We start from the raw sequence: 17,626 nt of genomic DNA, 5'->3' as shown, positions 1-17,626 counted from the left end.
TGTTCGCGGGCTCGCCCACAGAGGTCCCTGTGAACTGCGCGAAGTGGCGCGATCCCATGCGAACCTTGCCTGATTCTGCAAGCGTACGCTGCGATCAGCCCATGCCAGCTTCACGCACACCGCCCATGTAGTGTTCCAGGCGGCTACGCAGCCAGCGTTCGGCAGGGTCGCTGTCGGTGGTGCTCAACCAGACCATGGCCAGCTCCAGTGCCGTGGTTTCGAACGGCAGTTGTTCGGCCTGCAGGTTGCCCCAGCGCTCCATGCCCTGGGCGGCGTAGTCCGGGCAGCACGCCAGCAGGTCGGTACCAGCCAGTATCGCCGGCAGCGAGCTGAACTGCGGCACCGACAACACCACCTTGCGCTCGCGGCCGATCTCTTTCAGCCAGTCATCAACCACCCCCTGGGTGTTGGCGGTTGGCGACACCTGTACGTGCGGGCGCTCGCAAAACTCATCCAGCGTCAGCGGCGTGGCCGACTTGTCGGCGCGCACCACCCTGCCCTGCATGGTGCGCAGCACCTTGCGCTTGGCGTTGGCCGGCAACCCCTTGGTCTGGCTGATGCCGACCGTTACATCGCCCGCCGCCAGCAGGTCGGGGATGCGCCAGTAATCAACATGCTGCACCACCACTACCACATTTGGCGCCTCCACCCGCAGCGCCCTCAGCAGGGGTGGCAACAACCCCGACTCGACGTCATCGGACAAACCGATACGGAAGGTCATCTTGCTGGTCAGCGGGTCAAAATCATGGGTCAGGCTGAGGGCGACAGACATCGCATCCAGCGCCGGGGTGAGGTACTTGATGACTTCTTCGGCCCGGGCCGAGGGCTCCATGCGGTTGCCCACACGGACCAGCAGCGGGTCGTTGAACATTGCCCGCAACCTGGCCAGTGCGGCACTGACCGTGGGTTGGGCGACGAACAGTTTTTCTGCAGCACGTGTGAGGTTGCGCTCCTGCATCAGGGCTTCGAACACCACCATCAGGTTGATATCGGCTTTGCGCAGTTCGTTTCGGTTCATTGACGCTCCCGGCCCGGGTTCTTGTTGTGCGGATTCAATTCCAGCATCGACAAGAATCCTGGTCGAGTCAAAGCCTGCAACCCGGCAAGCACGGCCCCCGCCTGTAGAAGCGGTCTTTGTGGGAGCAGGCATGCCCGCGAACACCGGCGCAGCCGGTGCCAGCCAACGCGTTGAATTCTTCGCGGGTACGCTCGCTCCCACAGGATATGTGTAAAGCCCCCATAACTCCTGCCCCCACGGCTGTTACTCTGTCACCGATGAAATTTGCGAGACAGACCAAAGGTATGAACCCGACGCGCTATACCACCGTGGCAAAGGATTTGATGGAAGGTATCGCCAGCGGCCGCTACCCGGTGGGCAGCCTGCTGCCGACCGAGTTCGAGCTGTGCGACCTTTACGGTGTAAGCCGGCATACGGTGCGCGCAGCGATCGACCAGCTGCTCAACCAGGGGCTGGTGTCGCGGCGCAAGCGCGTCGGTACCCGGGTCGAGGCCAGCAGCCCGCGCGGCGGCTATTCGCAGTCGCTGGCCAGCGTGGCCGACCTTGCGCACCTGGCCGAAACCCAGCAGCGGGAAATCCAGGACGTGCGCCACTTCGTCGCCGACCTGAGCGAGGCGGCGCGGTTGGGGCTGGTGCCGGGGGAGCATTACTTCTGCGTGTCGAGCATTCGTGTTGATCGTGCGCACCATGCAACGCCGCTGTGCTGGACCGATGTGTATGCGCAGCGCGACTACGCCGAAGTCATCGAACGGGCCCGCGAACACCCCGACCAGCTGATTGCCGGGTTGATCGAGCAACACTATGGTCGGGCGATCGCGGTGGTCGACCAGCAGGTGCGGGCGGTATTGCTGACGGCGGAGATGGCCCGGGCGCTGAAGGCCGAGGCGGGTTCACCGGGGTTGAAGATAATCCGCCATTACCGTGAGGAGAATGGTGATTTGATGGCGGTTTCCGAGACGGTACACCCGGATGACCGCTTTACCCTGGTTACCCAGATGCGGCGGGATCGTTCGCCGGGTTGATCACACCATTGCGGTGCTGGCACCGCACCTTTGGGAGTTCACCGTCCCATACTCAGTGCCTGGGAGCCCTCACCCCACCTCCCCGACGGGCAAATCGCAGCCACTCTTCCCCAATTTTCCTTCTGACCTGCGCCGATCTTTGTGGGAGCGGCCTTGTGTCGCGATAGGGCTGCAAAGCAGCTCCGACAATTTGTGCATCTGCGCTGAAAGCCTGGGGCTGCTTCGCAGCCCTTTCGCGACACAAGGCCGCTCCTACAAGGGTCCGCGCAGTTCGGCTGATTGATGTTTCTCTCACATACCCAGCACCCGCTCAGCCTCCGCCAACTGCTGCCCGCGCACCGTGGTCAGCCGGTGGTCCCGCGCCAGCCAGGCATAGATGGTCGGCAGCACGAACAACGTGAACAAGGTGCCCACCAGCATCCCGCACACAATCACCACGCCCAGGCCAAAGCGGCTGTTGGCCCCGGCACCGCTGGCGAACAGCAGCGGCAGCACGCCGAAGGTCATCGCTGCCGTGGTCATCAGCACCGGCCGCAGGCGTATCTGCGCGGCGCGGACGATGGCCGCGGCACGGTCGAGGTTGTCGCGCACCTGGATTTCGTTGGCAAACTCCACCATCAAGATGCCGTGCTTGCTGATCAGGCCGATCAGCGTCACCAGGCCGATCTGCGTGTAGATGTTCAACGTGGCCCAACCCAGCGCCAGCGGCAGCAGCGCACCGCAGATCGACAGCGGCACGGTCACCAGGATGATCAGCGGGTCGACCAGGCTTTCATACTGCGCCGCCAGCACCAGGTATATCACCACCAGGGCGGCAAGAAACGCCCACATCAGGGCAAAGCCCTCCTGCACGTACTGGCGCGATTCCGATTGCCAGTCATGGCTGTAGCCCGGTGGCAGTTCGGCGGCGAGCTGTTCGAGAAATGCCACGGCATTGCCCATCGACACACCGGGTGCCGGGATCGCCTGCAGGGTACTGGCGTTCTGCTGGTCGAACTGCAACAGGCGGTTGGGCGCCACTTCGAGGTCCAGCTGCACCACCAAGGCCAGCGGCACCAGGCTGCCGTTTTCGGCGCGCACGTACTGGCGGTTCAGCGCCGCCGGCGTCAGGCGCTGGTCCTGGATGCTCTGCGGGATCACGTCGTAGGAGCGCCCGAACAGGGCGAAGCGGTTGAGGTACTGTTCGCCCACCAACACGCCCAGCGACTCGCCAATGGCCTGCATGCTGATGCCCAGGCTGGCGGCCTTGGCCCGGTCGATACGCACCTTGACCACCGGGTTGTTGTAGTCGAGGTCGCTGTCCACCACGCTGAACAGGCCGCTGTCACGGGCGCGCTGCTTGATTGCCTCCATGGTCTGGTACAGCTCGGGGTAGTCCTGGGCGCTGCGCAACACCATCTGCACCGGCAGGCCACCGCTGGAGCCCGGCAGCGAGGCCACCTGGAAGGCGAAGATGCTGCTGCCTTCGATGTCCGCCACGGCCTGCTGCAACTGCGCCTGCACCTGCGCGGCGGAACGCTCGCGGGCCTGCCAGGCACTGAGATTGATGCCACCGAAACTGGCGGCCGGGCCGTCAGTGCCGTTGATGATCCAGGTGTCGGTGGTTTCCGCGATCGACTTCATCACCTGATCCAGCTTCAGGGCGAAGCGCTCCGCATAATCCAGGCTGGCATGCTGCGGCGACTTGATCGCCGTGAGCACCGCCGCCTGGTCCTCGGGCGGGGCCAGTTCGCGCTGTGGCAGCAGGTACAGCCAGGGCAGGCTCAGGCACACCAAAAGCGCCACACCGCCACTGATCCAGCGGTGCGCGAGGGTGTAGGCCAACACCCGCCTGTAGGCCTCCGTCAGCATCCCGAACAGGCGATCGGCCAGGTTGGCCATGGCGCCGTGCTGCTGGCCGGGTTGCAACAGCAGCGAACTCATCACCGGCGACAGGGTAAGCGCGACGATGCCGGAGACGATCACCGCCCCCGCCAGGGTCAGGGCGAACTCGCGGAACAGCGTACCGGTCAGCCCACCCATCAGCCCGATCGGTGCATACACCGCAGCCAGGGTCAGGGTCATGGCGATCACCGGCCCGGCGATTTCCCGTGCCCCGGCCAGTGCCGCGGCAACTGGCGACTTGCCCTCTTCGATATGGCGATGCACGTTCTCCACCACCACGATGGCATCGTCCACCACCAGACCGATGGCCAGCACCATCGCCAGCAAGGTCAGCAGGTTGAGGCTGAAGCCGAACAGCAGCATCAGGCCCGCCGCACCGAGCATCGACAGCGGGATGGCTACCACCGCGATCACCACGCTGCGCAGCGAACCCAGGCACAGCCAGATCACCAGCACCACGATCAGCATGGCTTCCACCAGGGTACGCAGCACCTCATCGATCGAGGCGTCGATGAAGCGGGCGGTCTCGTAGGCCAGCGCCACCTTCACCCCAGGCGGCAGGGTCTGCTGGATCTGCGGCAGCAGCTGGCGAATGCCCTCGACGATCACCAGCGGGTTGCCGGTCGGGGTGGGGAACAACCCCAGGTGCACGGCCGGCTTGCCGTCCATGGTGGCGCTGGTCTGGGTGGCCGCCGCACTCAGCTCGACGGTGCCGACATCGCGCAGGCGCACCAGGTCGGTGCCATCGTTGCGGATGATCAGCTCGCGAAAGTCCTCGACCCGGGTCAGGTCGGTGTCCACCTGGATATCGGCCAGCACGTACTGCCCGCGCACCTGCCCCGGTGTAGCCTGGTAGTTGTTGGCGCGCACCGCCTGCGCCACGTCAGCGGCAGTCACCCCGCGCCCGGCCATCTGCTCGCTGTCCAGCCACAAGCGCATTGCCAGGCGCTGCCCGCCGAACGACTGCACCTTGGCCACGCCATCGATGCCGGAGAACAGCGGCTCCACCACCCGCGACAAGTAATCGCTCAGCTCGGGTATCGACAAGGTTTCGCTGGCAAAGCCCACGTAGGCCACGGCGGTGGAGTCACCTGCCGACAGCTCCACCACCGGGTCGTAGGCCTGTTCCGGCAGGCGATAGCGCACCTGGTTGACCTTGGCCATGGTCTCTGCCAGCGCCTGCGTCGAATCGCGGTTGAGTACCATGCGCAAGGTGATCAAGCTGCGCCCCTGCTGCGATGACGAGGACAAGTAGTCGATGCCCTCGACCGACGACACCGCCTGGGTAATCGGCTGGGTCACGAAGCCTTGCATCAACTCGGCGGAAGCGCCGGGGTATTCGGTGCTGATGGTGATGGTCGAGGTTTCCAGCAGCGGGTACTGGCGGATCGGCAACTTGCCCATGGCAAACAGCCCCAGCAGGATGATCAGGCTGCTGACCACCAGCGCCAATACCGGGCGGCGGACGAATAGGTCGGTGAACTTCACGATTGCCGCCCTCCCTGGCCGGCCTGCAGGCTGTCCTGCACCACCGGTTCGACCGGCATGCCGTCACTCAGCTTCAGCTGGCCGGAAACCACCACCTGATCACCGGGCGCCAGGCCGGAGGTGATCTCCACCCGCCCCTGCCAGCGCTCGCCGGTGGTCACCCGCACCCGACTGACCCGGGTGCCCTGCTGCGGGCCCCGGGTAGCGACGAACACCGTCTGCCCGTAGGCGGTGTAGGTGATCGCGGTTTCCGGCACGGCCAGCACGCTCGACGGTTGCGCCGCGTCCAGGCGCACGCCGGCGTACATGCCCGGCTGCAACTGCCCGTCGCGGTTCGGCAAGGCCGCCTGCACCTGCACCAGGCGCGCCTTGCTGACCACCGGGTCTACCGCAACCACCCGGGCCTGGAAGTCTTGCCCGCGCACCGCGTCCACCGTCAGCGCCAGCAGTTGCCCGACATGCACTTCGGGGGCGGCCTGTTCGCTGAGGGAAAAATTGACGTGCAGCTGGCTGATGTCGGCCAAGCTGGCGATGGTCTCACCGGCGCTCAGGTACTGGCCCAGATGCACCCGACGGATACCCAGCTTGCCGGCAAACGGTGCGCGTATCGCTTTCTGCGCGATCAGCGCCTCGACATGCTGCAGCTCACCGCTGGCCACGTCCACGGCGGTGGCGGCATTGTCGAGCAGCTCCTGGGAAACGGCATTCATCGCGCGCAATTTACGAGAACGCTGCAGCACCACTTCGGCATTGCGCAGCTTGGCCCGCAACTGCACCCGCTGGGCCTGCTCCGGGGCGTCGTTGAGCTGCACCAGCAACTGCCCGGCACTCACCACCTGCCCCGATTCGAATGCGATGCGGGTAATGCGCCCCGCCGTCTCTGCCGCCACCTGCACCTGGTTGAACGCCTCCAGCTCGCCCGAGGCAAAGTTCTGCCGTGCCAGCTGCACTTGCTCGGCCGTGGCCAGCGCCACCTTGGTCGCCGGCCACGCCGCAGCAGCCGGTGGCGCCGACCCGCTGCCGACCAATGCATAGGCAGCAGCCAGTACCCCTGTAACAGCGCCAGCCCAGGCCAGTAACGTCCTTTTGTTCATGCAGTGCTCCGATCATCAGGGAAAGCGGTTGCGGGGAAGATCGGGCAGGACTATAAGAGCTCAACTTAACTTGAGGTCAACAGCCATGGCAGCGAACAACGCGCGGATGCTAACCGTCGGTGAAGTGGCCAGACGCAGCGGCGTGGCAGTGTCTGCACTGCACTTCTACGAGACCAAGGGGCTGATCGCCAGTGTGCGTACAGCGGGCAACCAGCGCCGCTATCCGGCGCTGGTGCTGCGTACACTGGCGATCATCAAGGTGGCACAGCGCACGGGTATTGCCCTGGAGGAAATCAAGCAAGCCTTTAGCCGCTATGCGCCCAACAGCAAGCTCACGGCGGCGCAATGGGGCGAGATGTCGACTGCCTGGCGCGAAGACCTCAACGCCCGCATACGCACCCTGGAGGCGTTGCGCGACAGCCTCGACAACTGCATTGGCTGCGGCTGCCTGTCGCTGGAGGACTGCCCGCTGCGCAACCCCGGGGATGTGCTGGGGCAGGAAGGGGCTGGGGCGCGGATACTGGAGAGCAAGGCCCGATAGCCTTCGCACACCTCAAGGCATGCGCGGCCTCCTGTAGGAGCGCGTACTGAGCAAGCGCGGTGTCAGGCGTTCTTGCCCAGCACATACTGGTCAAAATGCTCGATATGCTCGTCCAGGTTGTCCTCGAGCATCATCCGGTACTGGTCGCAGAAATACTTCAACAGCTCCTCCCGGGCGGCAGCCAGTTCCGCGCTGGTCTTGAAGCTGCGGGCACTCATCCAGGCGTTGAAACGCGAGGCGCCGAACGTCAGTGAGGCACTGACCTTGCCCAGGTCTTCGATCTTTTCGATCTGCTGGTTCGCCAGTTCGATATGCGCATCGGCGCGGTCGTAGAAAGCCTGATCGGTAGCTTGTGTCATTGCGATTTACCTTGTTGCTGCATTCGAAGTAAGCACAGCGCCGTTTTACAGGTAAAGCGCACGTCTTGAAACCGGCGATTGACCAGGCCGTCACCAGATGGCGATGTCGTAGGTCAGGTAAAGCCGGTTGCTGTCCCGCCCACGGGCGAAGTCCGAGCGGTAGACATAATTGCGCAGTTTCACCCCCAGACCTTTCAGCGGCCCGGCCTGCACCACGTAGGCAACCTCGGCGTCACGCTCCCACTCCTTGATCCCCTCGGCGCCGGCGCGGCCATTGTCGCCACTCAGGTAGCGCGCCATGAAGGTCAACCCGGGCACACCGGCAGCCGCAAAGTTGTAGCCGTAGCTGGCCATCCAGGTTTTCTCCTCCTGCTCGACGAACTTGCCGATGCCGACGTTGCTGAACGAATACACCGTCGCACCGCTGATGTACGGCAGCCCCGCTTCGCCATCAAGCACCTGGTAGCCGGCGCCAATGGTGTGGCCGGAACGCGCATAGGCCACCTGCCCGCTGAACATGTGGTTGTCGAGGGGGCCACCGTAGGCTGCCCCACTGTCGCGGCTCTTGAAGTAGCGCAGGTCCGTGGTCAGCACCCCACCGGCCAGCGGCAGGTCGTGTAGCAGCCCGGCGAAATCCTGGCGGTAGAAGTGTTCGAGCTGGCCATGGAAGTAGCTCAGGCGAAGTTGTTTGCTCACTGCATAATCGGCACCGGCGAAGCTGAAGTCACCCGACTTGCCGCCCCCATAGCCATCCACAAAGAGGCCGGTGCTGTCGGATGAATCACGCTGCTTGAAGCGCTCCAGGTGCCCAGCCGTCAGGGCCAGCCCGTCGATATCCGTGCTGGTCAGCTGCGTGCCCTGGTACGTCTGCGGCAACAGCCGCGCATCGTTGTAGACCAGTACCGGCGTCTTCGGCAGCAAGGTGCCGTGCTTGAGCACGGTTTGCCCCACGCGGGCCTTGGCCGTTAGCCCGGCGCTGGCGAACTCGTCCGCTGCGCGGCCGTCGTCGTGCACCGGCAAAAGCCCCGTGCCACTGCGCCCACGGCCGGAATCGAGCCGAACACCCAGCAGGCCAAGGGCATCCAGCCCCACGCCCATCGCGCCTTGGGTAAAACCCGACTGGTAGTCGAGCAGAAAACCCTGGGCCCACTCCACCCGCTCGCTTTTGGCGCTGGCGGCAGCACGGGCGCTCATCCCCTGCTCGTCACGGAAATTCTCGTTGAAATAGACATTGCGCAGCTGCAACTTGAGCTTGCTGTCATCGACGAATCCGGCGGCGCCGGCAACAGGCAGCCAGCCGCAGAGCAGGCCACAGGTGACCCCACGGAAAACAGCTCGGGACATGATCGGTACTCTATTGTTGTTTTCAGATTGATCAGGCGGTGGGCGCCTGGCAGCGCCCGATAGCGTTCAGACGAAGAACGACAAGGCGCCCGTGAGCAACGCCAGCGCGGTGATCACCAGCGAAGTGAGTACGGCCCATTTCACCGTGGCCTTCTGGAAGTCGCCGATATCGCGGTCGACCATGCCCACCAGCAGCAAGGTCGAGGCCACCAACGGGCTCATCAAGTGCACCGGCTGGCCGAGCACCGAGGCGCGGGCAATCTCCACCGGGTCAATGCCATACGCCGCAGCGGCGTTGGCCAGGATCGGCACCACACCGAAGTAGTAAGCGTCGTTGGACAGCACGAACGTCAGCGGCATGCTGGTCAGCGCCACCACCAGCGGGAACCAGTGGCTCCATGCCTCGGGAATCCAGTCAACCAGGGTCTGCGCCAAGGCATCGACCATCTTGGTGCCGGAGAAGATGCCAGCGAAGATGCCCGCAGCGAACACCAGCAGCACCACCGTCATCGCGTTGCCCGAATGGGCAAGGATGCGCTCCTTCTGTAGTTCCAACTGCGGATAGTTGATCATCAGTGCCGCGACAAAACCGATCATGAACAGGATGGCGGCGTGCATCAGCCCCAGCACCAGCGCAGTCATCACGGCAATCACCAGCACCAGGTTCACATAGGCCAGCAGCGGGCGCTTGTGCGGGTTGTCGCCAAGAATTTCCTTGATGTAGCAGCTGCCGCCGCCGGCCTGCAGCGCAGTGTTGCCGATGCGCCGACGCTCGGTGCGGCCCAACAGGTAGGCGGTAAACACCACCCAGGCCGCGCCACCGACCATGGTTGGGAGCATGGGAATGAAGTATTCGCTGGCATCCAGCCCCAGCGCTGCAATGGCACGGGTTGCCGGGCCGCCCCAGGGGCTGAGGCCGCTCATGATGCTCAGCGACAGCATGGACACTGTGGCCAGGATCATCGGGTTCATGCCGATGCGCTTGTACAGCGGCAGCATGGCGGCACAGGTGATCATGTAGGTGGTGGTGCCGTCACCGTCCAGTGCCACCAGCAGCGACAACAGCGCGGTGCCGATGGCGATCTTGACCGGGTTGCCATTGACCCGTTTGAGGATCATGCGGATCAGCGGGTCGAACAGGCCAGCGTCGATCATCAGCCCGAAGAACAGGATGGCGAACAGCAGCAAGGCCGCCGATGGCGCGACCATCTTCAGGCCATCGAGCATCATCTTCCCCAACTCGGGTGCAAAGCCGCCAATGACGGCGAAGGCTACGGGGACAACGGTCAACGCAACGATGGGTGACAGGCGCTTGCTCATGATCAGGTAGGTGAACGTCACCACCATGATCAGGCCCAGGAGTGCGAGCATGGTCTTTCTCTCTTGTTTTTATTGTGCGTGGCCGCCCGCCGGGCAGGCAGCCCCCTACCCCACTCGGCATCGCTGTGATGCTGAGTGGCATTTTAAGTCAGGCTTGGCTGTAACGAAGAACGTTCAGACTTGGCGGCGTGGCTCTGCAGGCCAGGCAGTTTGATCAGGTGCAGTTGCAGCGGGCTGCACCGGTTGTTCGCCATTCAGGGTACGCAGCAGGGTATCCCGCTCACAGGCATTCTCGGAGAGCGAAACCACCACGGTGGCCACCGCATTGCTGGCAAGGCTGGTCAGCGCCCGGGCCTCGGACATGAAGCGGTCGATGCCAATCAGCAGCGCCAGGCCGGCCAGCGGGATGTCGTGGATCACGGTCAAGGTCGAGGCCAGGGCCACGAAACCGCTGCCGGTCACCCCTGCGGCGCCCTTGGACGACAGCAGCATGATCGCCAGCATGGTCAGCGTCTGCCCCAGGGTGATGTCGATGTTGCAGGCCTGGGCGATGAAGATGGCGGCCAGGGACAGGTAGATGGCCGTGCCGTCGAGGTTGAACGAGTAACCGGTTGGCAGCACCAGCCCAACCACACCTTTGTTGCAGCCCAGCTTCTCGAGCTTTTCCAGCATGCGCGGCAGCACTGGCTCGGTAGACGAGGTACCCAGCACCACCAGGAACTCCTCGCGGAAGTAGCGCAGCAGTTTCCACAGGCTGAAGCCGTGGGCACGGCAGATGCCGCCCAGCACTACCAGCACGAAGAACGCGCAGGCGATGTACAGCGTGCCCACCAGCTTGGCCAGGGCGCCGAGCGAGGTGATGCCATACTGCCCCACGGTAAACGCCAGCGCACCAAAGGCACCGACCGGCGCGAAGCGCATCAGGTAGCCAAAGATGCGGAACACAATGGTCGAGGCGCACTCCAGCACCGCCAGCACCGGTTTGCCCTTGTCGCCCATGGACGACAGGGCAAAACCGCTGAGCACGGCGATGAACAGCACCGGCAGCACTTCACCCTTGTTGAACGCGCCAATGAAGGTGTCGGGAATGATGTGCATGAAGAAGTCCACCACACCCAGCTTGGCTGCCGAGGCGGTGTACTGGCTGAGGCCTTCGGTGCTGAGGGTGGCAGGGTCGATGTTCATGCCCACTCCTGGCTTGAACACGTACACCGCCACCAGGCCGATCACCAGGCTGACCACCGTCAGGCCCAGGAAAAGCAGCAGGGTCTTGCTCATCAAGCGCCCCAGCGAGCGCTTGTCGGTCATGCCGGCAATACCGGTGACGATGGTGCAGAACACCACTGGGGCGATCATCATCTTGATCAGTTTGATGAACGCATCGCCCAGCGGCTTGAGCGCCACGGCCTGTTGCGCCCAGAAATGGCCGACCACCACGCCCAGCAGGACGGCGCAGAGGATCTGGAAGTACAGCGATTTGGCGAGTCTCATCTGGCATCACCCATTGTTGAAATTGTGCGGATGCGCTTGTTGCGTGCATGAAGCGGCCGGGGTGGCCGCCTTCCCTACCCTGCCAGCCTGCGCAAGGTCGGGGCGTAGACAAAGCCCGAGAACAACCGGCGAGCGGTGCGTACCACCGAAGCCTGGATCGTCCGGCCCTCGGCACCACTGCGCGTGAGGGCGATATCGATACCACCGCTCGGGTGCTCCAGGCGCACCTCAGCAAGCTGTCGGGCAGTTTCACCCAACAGCTCGCCGATCACCGTGCCTGGGCTGACGCAAGCGGTAGCCAGCCCCACCGCGCCGGTGATGGCCAAAGCGCGGTGGCAGTTGTGCGGCATGAAGTAGCGAACCTGCAGCGTGCCGTCGTAACGCGGTGCCGACACCAGTACCGGCTTGGGGATGACCATGCCGCTGACATCGCCAAGGCCCATGGCCTTGCCGGCTTTCAGGCGCAGTGCTTCAAGGCGCTGCAGCAGGCGGCTGTCGGCATCCAGCTGCGTCGGGGTTTCCGAACCGGTCAGCCCCAACTGGCTGGCGTCCACGATCATCATCGGCATGGCCATGTCGATGCAGGTTACTGGCACACCATCAATCACATCGGTGGCCTGGCCGGTGGGGAACAGCTTGCCGGTCTTGCTACCGACCGCATCGAGGAACGTCAGGTGAACCGGGGCGGCAGTGCCCGGTACGCCATCGATCGCCGTACGGCCTTCATAGCGCACGAGGCCGCCGGGGGTTTCCACCAGCGAATTGACGAATGTACCGGTGTTCAGGTTGCGAATGCGTACCAAGGTCTTGCCATCCTGGCCTTTGACCAGGCCTTGTTCGATGGCGAATGGGCCCACGGCGCACAGCATGTTGCCGCAATTGGGGGCGGTATCGACGCGACGCTGGGCAACCATCACCTGCACAAACAGGTAATCGACGTCGGCATCGGCATGCAGCGAAGGGCTGACGATTGCCACCTTACTGGTTTGCGGGCTGCCGCCACCGATGCCATCAATTTCCAGCTCATGGCCGGAGCCCATCAGGTTGATCAGCAATTCGTCGCGTTCGACCACATTGGCAGGCAAGTCCCAGGCGTGGAAGAACGGCCCTTTGGAGGTGCCACCGCGCATCAGTACGCAAGGAATTCGTTGCATGATTTCGCACTCTTGTTGATCAATGGACATCATTGATGCTGTGAACAAAAGAGTGACAGGGATGGATAAATCAATCCAATGCAAATATCGTAGCCATTATTGCTATTTAAACATCAATCATCCACAGCGTTAGCCGCAGGGCCAGTTATGGAATATGAGCTGCAAGACATCCGATCTTTCGTGAAAATCGCCGAACTCGGCAGCTTCCATGAAGCCGCCGAAGCGCTGCACCTGTCTCAGCCTGCGCTGAGCCGGCGGATCAAGAAGCTAGAGGAAGGCCTGGGTACGTCATTGCTGGAGCGCACCACGCGGCGGGTCAGCCTGACCAGCGTGGGCCGCGACTTTCTGCCCAAGGCCAGGCGCCTGCTGGATGATTTTGAAGACTCGATTCTCAGCATCCGCGAACTGGCCGAACGCCAGACCGGCCAGGTCACCCTCGCCTGCATCCCGACCGCAGCGTTCTACTTCCTGCCGTCGGTGATCCGTGACTATAACGAGCAATACCCGAAAATCCGTATACGCCTGCTGGACCTTAGCGCCAACGACGGGCTTGAAGCGGTGCTGCGCGGCGAGGCCGACTTCGGCATCAACATGATGAGCGGCCAGCACCCGGACATCGAGTTTGTCTCGCTGGTGCAGGAGCACTTTGTGCTGGCCTGCCGGCGCGACCACCCGTTGGCCAACCGCGAAGCGGTCACCTGGACAGAGCTGGCTGATTACCGCCTGATCGGCGTGGGCCGCCTGAGCGGCAACCGCATGCTGCTCGACCATGCGTTGTCCGGGCTCAACCTGCGGCCCAAATGGTTCTACGAGGTGCAGCACCTGTCCACTTCGCTGGGCATGGTCGAGGCCGGGCTGGGGGTGTCGGCCATGCCCAGCCTGGCCATGCCCAACGCCGACCACCCCACGCTGGTCAGCGTGCCGCTGATCGAGCCGCAAGTGACTCGCACGCTGGGGTTGGTCTATCGGCGCGGTGCGTCGCTATCGCCAGCGGCGGAGAAGTTCGTTTCGATCCTGTTGCAGAAGTGGCCCAACCGACAGAGCTGATTTGAATTCGGCGATGTCATGTGACATTCGCCCCAGCCGTTATTCATTCGGATGCAAACGACGGTCGTTCCGCGAACCATGCCACCGCCAGCTCCTTGAACGCCTCAGCCGAAGGCGTCAGCGGATAGCGCTGGTCATGTGCCAATACAATGCTATGCGTTGGCAATTTCTCCTCGGTCGGGCGACAGACCAGCGCTTGACCATCATAACTACGGTCACCAAATGGCCGGGTATAAATCAGCGCCACGCCAAACCCATTGGCGACGAGGCTACGCTGCAACTCGAAAGTGCGCACACGGTGCACAACGGCGGGTGAAAGATCGTAAAAGCTGAACAGGTCCAGCACGTGCTGCCAACTTTGGGCCTGATCGGTGACGACCAGGGTGTATTCGGCTAGCGCCTTGAGGCTGACACGCGGCTCCTTGGCCAACGGGTGATCGGCCGCCAGCAGTACCTGAGCGGTCAGCTGGCACAGCGGAGTGCATTGCGTGTTCGGCGGCAAACCCAGATCGTAGGTGATCGCCAACTCTATCGCCCCTTCACTGAGCCGCTTGCCAACATAGTCGAAGCTGCCATCGCGCATGTCGACCGTGACCCTTGGGCAGGCCTCCTGCATCCGTCGCACGATTTGTGGCAGGCAATAGGGCGCCAGGTCTTCAAAACAGCCGACCACCAATTCGCCGACGCACTCGCCGGCATTGGCATGGATCTCGGCAAAGGTCTGCGCCTCTGCCAGCACACGCCGAGCCTGGACCATCACGGTACGCCCGAATGGGGTCAGCGATATGCCAAGGCCCCGTTGGCGTATGAAGATCGACTGACCCAGCACCTCCTCCAGTTCGGTGATGGCCGCCGAGATGGAGGGTTGCGAAACATGAAGCTCCATGGCGGCAGTCGTCAGGTTTCCGTGCTTGGCCGCTGCGAGCGCATAGCGAAGTTGCCGCAGTGTGAACTTCATAGGTTTTTCCTTTGTGATGCATCAGGACTTATTATTTTATCCTTTTTTTACGTTATGAAATATTTCTCCCATGCAGTGCTCACCAAGGCAAGGCACGTCAGCCAGGCTGGCGTCCCTCTTTGGGCCGGATGCCCTCGAATACTGCAATCCATGTTCTTGTTTGGGAGCGTCACAATGACAATTACAAAGGCTCTGCTGACCACGACACTATCTTTCGGGCTGCTGGCATCCGCTGGCGCCAGCCAGGCGGCTGGCTGGTGCGAGTCTGGCAAACCGGTGAAATTCGCCGGTTTGAACTGGGAAAGCGGGATGCTGCTCACTGACGTGATGCAGTTCGTGCTGAAAAACGGTTATGGCTGCGATACAGATAGCCTGCCGGGCAATTCCATCTCCATGGAAAACGCCCTGAGCAGCAACGATATCCAGGTGTTTGCCGAAGAGTGGGTGGGGCGCAGCGAGGTCTGGAACAAGGCTGCGGCTGCCGGCAAGGTGGTTGGCGTCGGCTCGCCGGTCGTTGGCGCGGTCGAAGGCTGGTATGTGCCGCGTTATGTGATCGAAGGCGATGCCAAGCGCAAACTCGAAGCCAAGGCACCGAACCTCAAGAGCATCGCCGACCTTGGGCAATACGCCCAGGTATTCAAGGACCCGGAAGAACCGGACAAGGGGCGCTTCTACAACTGCCCGGCCGGCTGGACCTGCGAGCTGGACAACAGCGAAATGCTCAAGAGCTACGGCCTGGAAAACACCTACACCAACTTCCGCCCGGGCACCGGCCCGGCGCTGGATGCCGCCGTGCTGTCGAGCTACAAGCGTGGCGAGCCGATCCTGTTCTACTACTGGTCGCCAACCCCGCTGATGGGCCAGGCCGACCTGGTCAAGCTGGACGAGAAGCCAGGCGTGGATAAATCCGTGACCATCAAGGTGGGTGTGTCGAGGACCTTCCACGAGCAGGCGCCGGAGCTGGTGGCGGTGCTGGAAAAGGTCAATCTGCCGATCGATCTGCTGAACCAGAACCTGGGGCGCATGAGCAAGGAGCGTATTGAATCGCCGGAGCTGGCCAAGTTGTTCCTCAAGGAGCACCCCGAAGTCTGGCACAGCTGGGTCAGCGAAGACGCAGCCAAAAAGGTAGATGCGGCACTCTGAGGGTATGAGCGGGTCCGGCGCCTGCCGGGCACGTCATACAGCAGTCCGCTTCATGCACTTGCTCGAGAGAATCCCATGTTTCCCAAGAACTTCACGTTTTCCATTGCCGACTGGGTCAATGGTTGGGTAGATGCGCTGGTCACCAACTACGGTGACGTGTTTCGGCACATTTCCGACACCCTGCTATGGGCCATCGTCAACCTCGAAGGCCTGCTGCGCGCAACACCCTGGTGGCTGATGCTGGCCATCGTCGGCGGTATTGCCTGGCACGCCACCCGTAAAATCGTGCCCACTGCGGTGATCGTCGGCTTGCTCTTCCTGGTCGGTGCGGTAGGGCTCTGGGACAAGCTGATGCAGACCCTGGCACTGATGCTGGTGGCAACGCTGATATCGGTCCTGGTTGGCATTCCGCTGGGCATCCTGTCGGCGCGCAACGATCGTCTGCGGGCGGTGTTGATGCCGCTGCTCGACATCATGCAGACCATGCCCAGCTTCGTGTACCTGATTCCGGTCCTGATGCTGTTCGGGCTGGGCAAGGTGCCGGCGATCTTTGCCACCGTCATCTATGCCGCGCCGCCGCTGATTCGCCTGACCGACCTGGGCATTCGCCAAGTGGACGGCGAAGTCATGGAGGCGATCAATGCCTTTGGTGCCAATCGCCTGCAACAACTGTTCGGCGTGCAACTGCCACTGGCGTTGCCGAGCATCATGGCCGGTATCAACCAGACCACCATGATGGCCCTGTCGATGGTGGTCATCGCCTCGATGATCGGTGCCCGTGGCCTGGGTGAAGACGTGCTGGTCGGCATCCAGACCCTGAACGTGGGCCGCGGCCTCGAAGCGGGCCTGGCCATTGTGATTCTGGCGGTTGTGATCGACCGCATTACCCAGGCCTATGGCCGGCCACGGCATGGGGTGGGCAAATGAGCGCCAAGCAGATGATGAACAAGATCGAAGTCAAGAACGTCTACAAGATTTTCGGGGCTCGCGCCGAGGATGCCCTGAACCTGATCCGCCAGAAAAAACCCAAGGATCAGGTCCTGGCCGAAACCGGTTGCGTGGTCGGGGTCAACGACCTCTCGTTGTCCATCGGCAGCGGCGAGATCTTCGTGATCATGGGCCTGTCGGGCTCGGGCAAGTCGACCCTGGTGCGTCACTTCAACCGCCTGATCGACCCGACCAGCGGTGAGATCCTGGTCGATGGCGAAGACATCCTGCAGTACGACATGGACGCCCTGCGCGAATTCCGCCGGCACAAGATCAGCATGGTGTTCCAGAGCTTCGGCCTGTTGCCGCACCGCACTGTGCTGGACAACGTCGCCTATGGCCTGAAGGTCCGTGGCGAGAGCAAGGCCACCTGCACCGAGCGTGCCCTGCACTGGATCGCCACCGTGGGCCTCAAGGGTTACGAAAAATCGTACCCGCACCAGTTGTCGGGCGGCATGCGCCAGCGCGTCGGCCTGGCCCGTGCCCTGGCTGCCGACACCGACATCATCCTGATGGACGAAGCCTTCAGTGCGCTCGACCCGCTGATTCGCGCCGAAATGCAGGACCAGCTGCTGGAACTGCAAAAGACCCTGCACAAGACCATCGTCTTCATCACCCACGACCTGGACGAAGCGGTGCGCATCGGCAACCGAATTGCCATTCTCAAGGACGGTCGCCTGATCCAGGTCGGCACGCCGAAGGAAATCCTCTACCAGCCTGCGGACGACTACGTCGATCGTTTCGTGCAGCGCCGCGTAGCTTCGCATTAAGGAACC

Annotated in this window: 15 protein-coding genes; 6 read left to right on the top strand and 9 right to left on the bottom strand. The window is 62.9% G+C overall.

Annotated elements, in window-relative coordinates; all coding sequences use genetic code 11:
* Positions 1-94: 94 nt before the first annotated feature.
* On the bottom strand, positions 95-1,018 hold the full coding sequence (locus tag ABE456_RS10600; protein WP_346643855.1) for a LysR substrate-binding domain-containing protein: 924 nt from the start codon (positions 1,016-1,018) through the stop codon (positions 95-97).
* Between the two features lie 284 nt (positions 1,019-1,302).
* Here ABE456_RS10600 and ABE456_RS10595 point away from each other — a divergent pair, with 284 nt between their 5' ends.
* Positions 1,303-2,040 carry a GntR family transcriptional regulator gene (locus tag ABE456_RS10595; RefSeq protein WP_346643854.1) on the top strand — a complete coding sequence of 246 codons (738 nt, stop codon included), beginning with the start codon at positions 1,303-1,305 and terminating at the stop codon, positions 2,038-2,040.
* A gap of 291 nt (positions 2,041-2,331) precedes the next feature.
* Here ABE456_RS10595 and ABE456_RS10590 read toward each other — a convergent pair whose 3' ends face one another.
* A complete protein-coding gene (locus tag ABE456_RS10590; protein ID WP_346643853.1) occupies positions 2,332-5,412 on the bottom strand; it encodes a MexW/MexI family multidrug efflux RND transporter permease subunit in 3,081 nt (1,026 codons plus the stop codon).
* Positions 5,409-6,506 carry an efflux RND transporter periplasmic adaptor subunit gene (locus ABE456_RS10585; protein WP_346643852.1) on the bottom strand — a complete coding sequence of 366 codons (1,098 nt, stop codon included), beginning with the start codon at positions 6,504-6,506 and terminating at the stop codon, positions 5,409-5,411. Before ABE456_RS10585 ends, ABE456_RS10590 begins: the two co-directional genes overlap by 4 nt.
* 85 nt (positions 6,507-6,591) lie before the next feature.
* Between ABE456_RS10585 and soxR the strand changes: the two genes are divergently transcribed.
* Positions 6,592-7,047, top strand: a complete 456-nt coding sequence (gene soxR / locus ABE456_RS10580; RefSeq protein ID WP_346643851.1) for a redox-sensitive transcriptional activator SoxR — start codon at positions 6,592-6,594, stop codon at positions 7,045-7,047.
* 62 nt (positions 7,048-7,109) lie between these two features.
* Here the strand turns inward: soxR and ABE456_RS10575 are convergent, their stop codons facing one another.
* The 5 genes from ABE456_RS10575 to ABE456_RS10555 form a co-directional block, all read right to left on the bottom strand.
* A complete protein-coding gene (locus tag ABE456_RS10575; RefSeq protein WP_346643850.1) occupies positions 7,110-7,406 on the bottom strand; it encodes a DUF3144 domain-containing protein in 297 nt (98 codons plus the stop codon).
* Between the two features lie 90 nt (positions 7,407-7,496).
* Complete coding sequence (locus ABE456_RS10570) at positions 7,497-8,750, bottom strand: OprD family porin (protein ID WP_346643849.1); 1,254 nt, start codon at positions 8,748-8,750, stop codon at positions 7,497-7,499.
* A 66-nt stretch (positions 8,751-8,816) separates the two neighbouring features.
* Complete coding sequence (locus ABE456_RS10565) at positions 8,817-10,121, bottom strand: citrate:proton symporter (RefSeq protein WP_346643848.1); 1,305 nt, start codon at positions 10,119-10,121, stop codon at positions 8,817-8,819.
* A 123-nt stretch (positions 10,122-10,244) separates the two neighbouring features.
* Entirely contained in the window at positions 10,245-11,561 is a 1,317-nt protein-coding gene (locus ABE456_RS10560; RefSeq protein ID WP_346643847.1) for a dicarboxylate/amino acid:cation symporter, read from the bottom strand.
* A 74-nt stretch (positions 11,562-11,635) separates the two neighbouring features.
* Positions 11,636-12,715 (bottom strand): 4-oxalomesaconate tautomerase, encoded by a 1,080-nt coding sequence (locus tag ABE456_RS10555; RefSeq protein ID WP_346643846.1) that lies wholly within the window; start codon positions 12,713-12,715, stop codon positions 11,636-11,638.
* A 147-nt stretch (positions 12,716-12,862) separates the two neighbouring features.
* On the opposite strand from ABE456_RS10555, the gene ABE456_RS10550 reads away from it, so the two are divergent.
* Complete coding sequence (locus ABE456_RS10550) at positions 12,863-13,762, top strand: LysR family transcriptional regulator (protein ID WP_346643845.1); 900 nt, start codon at positions 12,863-12,865, stop codon at positions 13,760-13,762.
* A 43-nt stretch (positions 13,763-13,805) separates the two neighbouring features.
* Here the strand turns inward: ABE456_RS10550 and ABE456_RS10545 are convergent, their stop codons facing one another.
* Positions 13,806-14,720 (bottom strand): LysR family transcriptional regulator, encoded by a 915-nt coding sequence (locus ABE456_RS10545; protein WP_346643844.1) that lies wholly within the window; start codon positions 14,718-14,720, stop codon positions 13,806-13,808.
* A gap of 174 nt (positions 14,721-14,894) precedes the next feature.
* Between ABE456_RS10545 and ABE456_RS10540 the strand changes: the two genes are divergently transcribed.
* From ABE456_RS10540 to ABE456_RS10530, 3 genes are all read left to right on the top strand, one after another.
* On the top strand, positions 14,895-15,863 hold the full coding sequence (locus tag ABE456_RS10540; protein WP_346643843.1) for an ABC transporter substrate-binding protein: 969 nt from the start codon (positions 14,895-14,897) through the stop codon (positions 15,861-15,863).
* Between the two features lie 75 nt (positions 15,864-15,938).
* Positions 15,939-16,790: a proline/glycine betaine ABC transporter permease gene (locus tag ABE456_RS10535; protein WP_346643842.1), complete on the top strand. Its 852-nt coding sequence runs from the start codon at positions 15,939-15,941 to the stop codon at positions 16,788-16,790.
* Positions 16,787-17,620, top strand: a complete 834-nt coding sequence (locus tag ABE456_RS10530; protein ID WP_346643841.1) for a glycine betaine/L-proline ABC transporter ATP-binding protein — start codon at positions 16,787-16,789, stop codon at positions 17,618-17,620. The genes ABE456_RS10535 and ABE456_RS10530 overlap by 4 nt, the downstream gene beginning before the upstream one ends.
* Positions 17,621-17,626 lie beyond the last annotated feature (6 nt).

The sequence above is a fragment of the Pseudomonas sp. TWI929 genome, assembly GCF_039673335.1.
GTDB lineage: Bacteria > Pseudomonadota > Gammaproteobacteria > Pseudomonadales > Pseudomonadaceae > Aquipseudomonas.
Note: the sequence above shows the minus strand (reverse complement) of the source record. Positions and strands in the feature narration are given on the sequence as shown.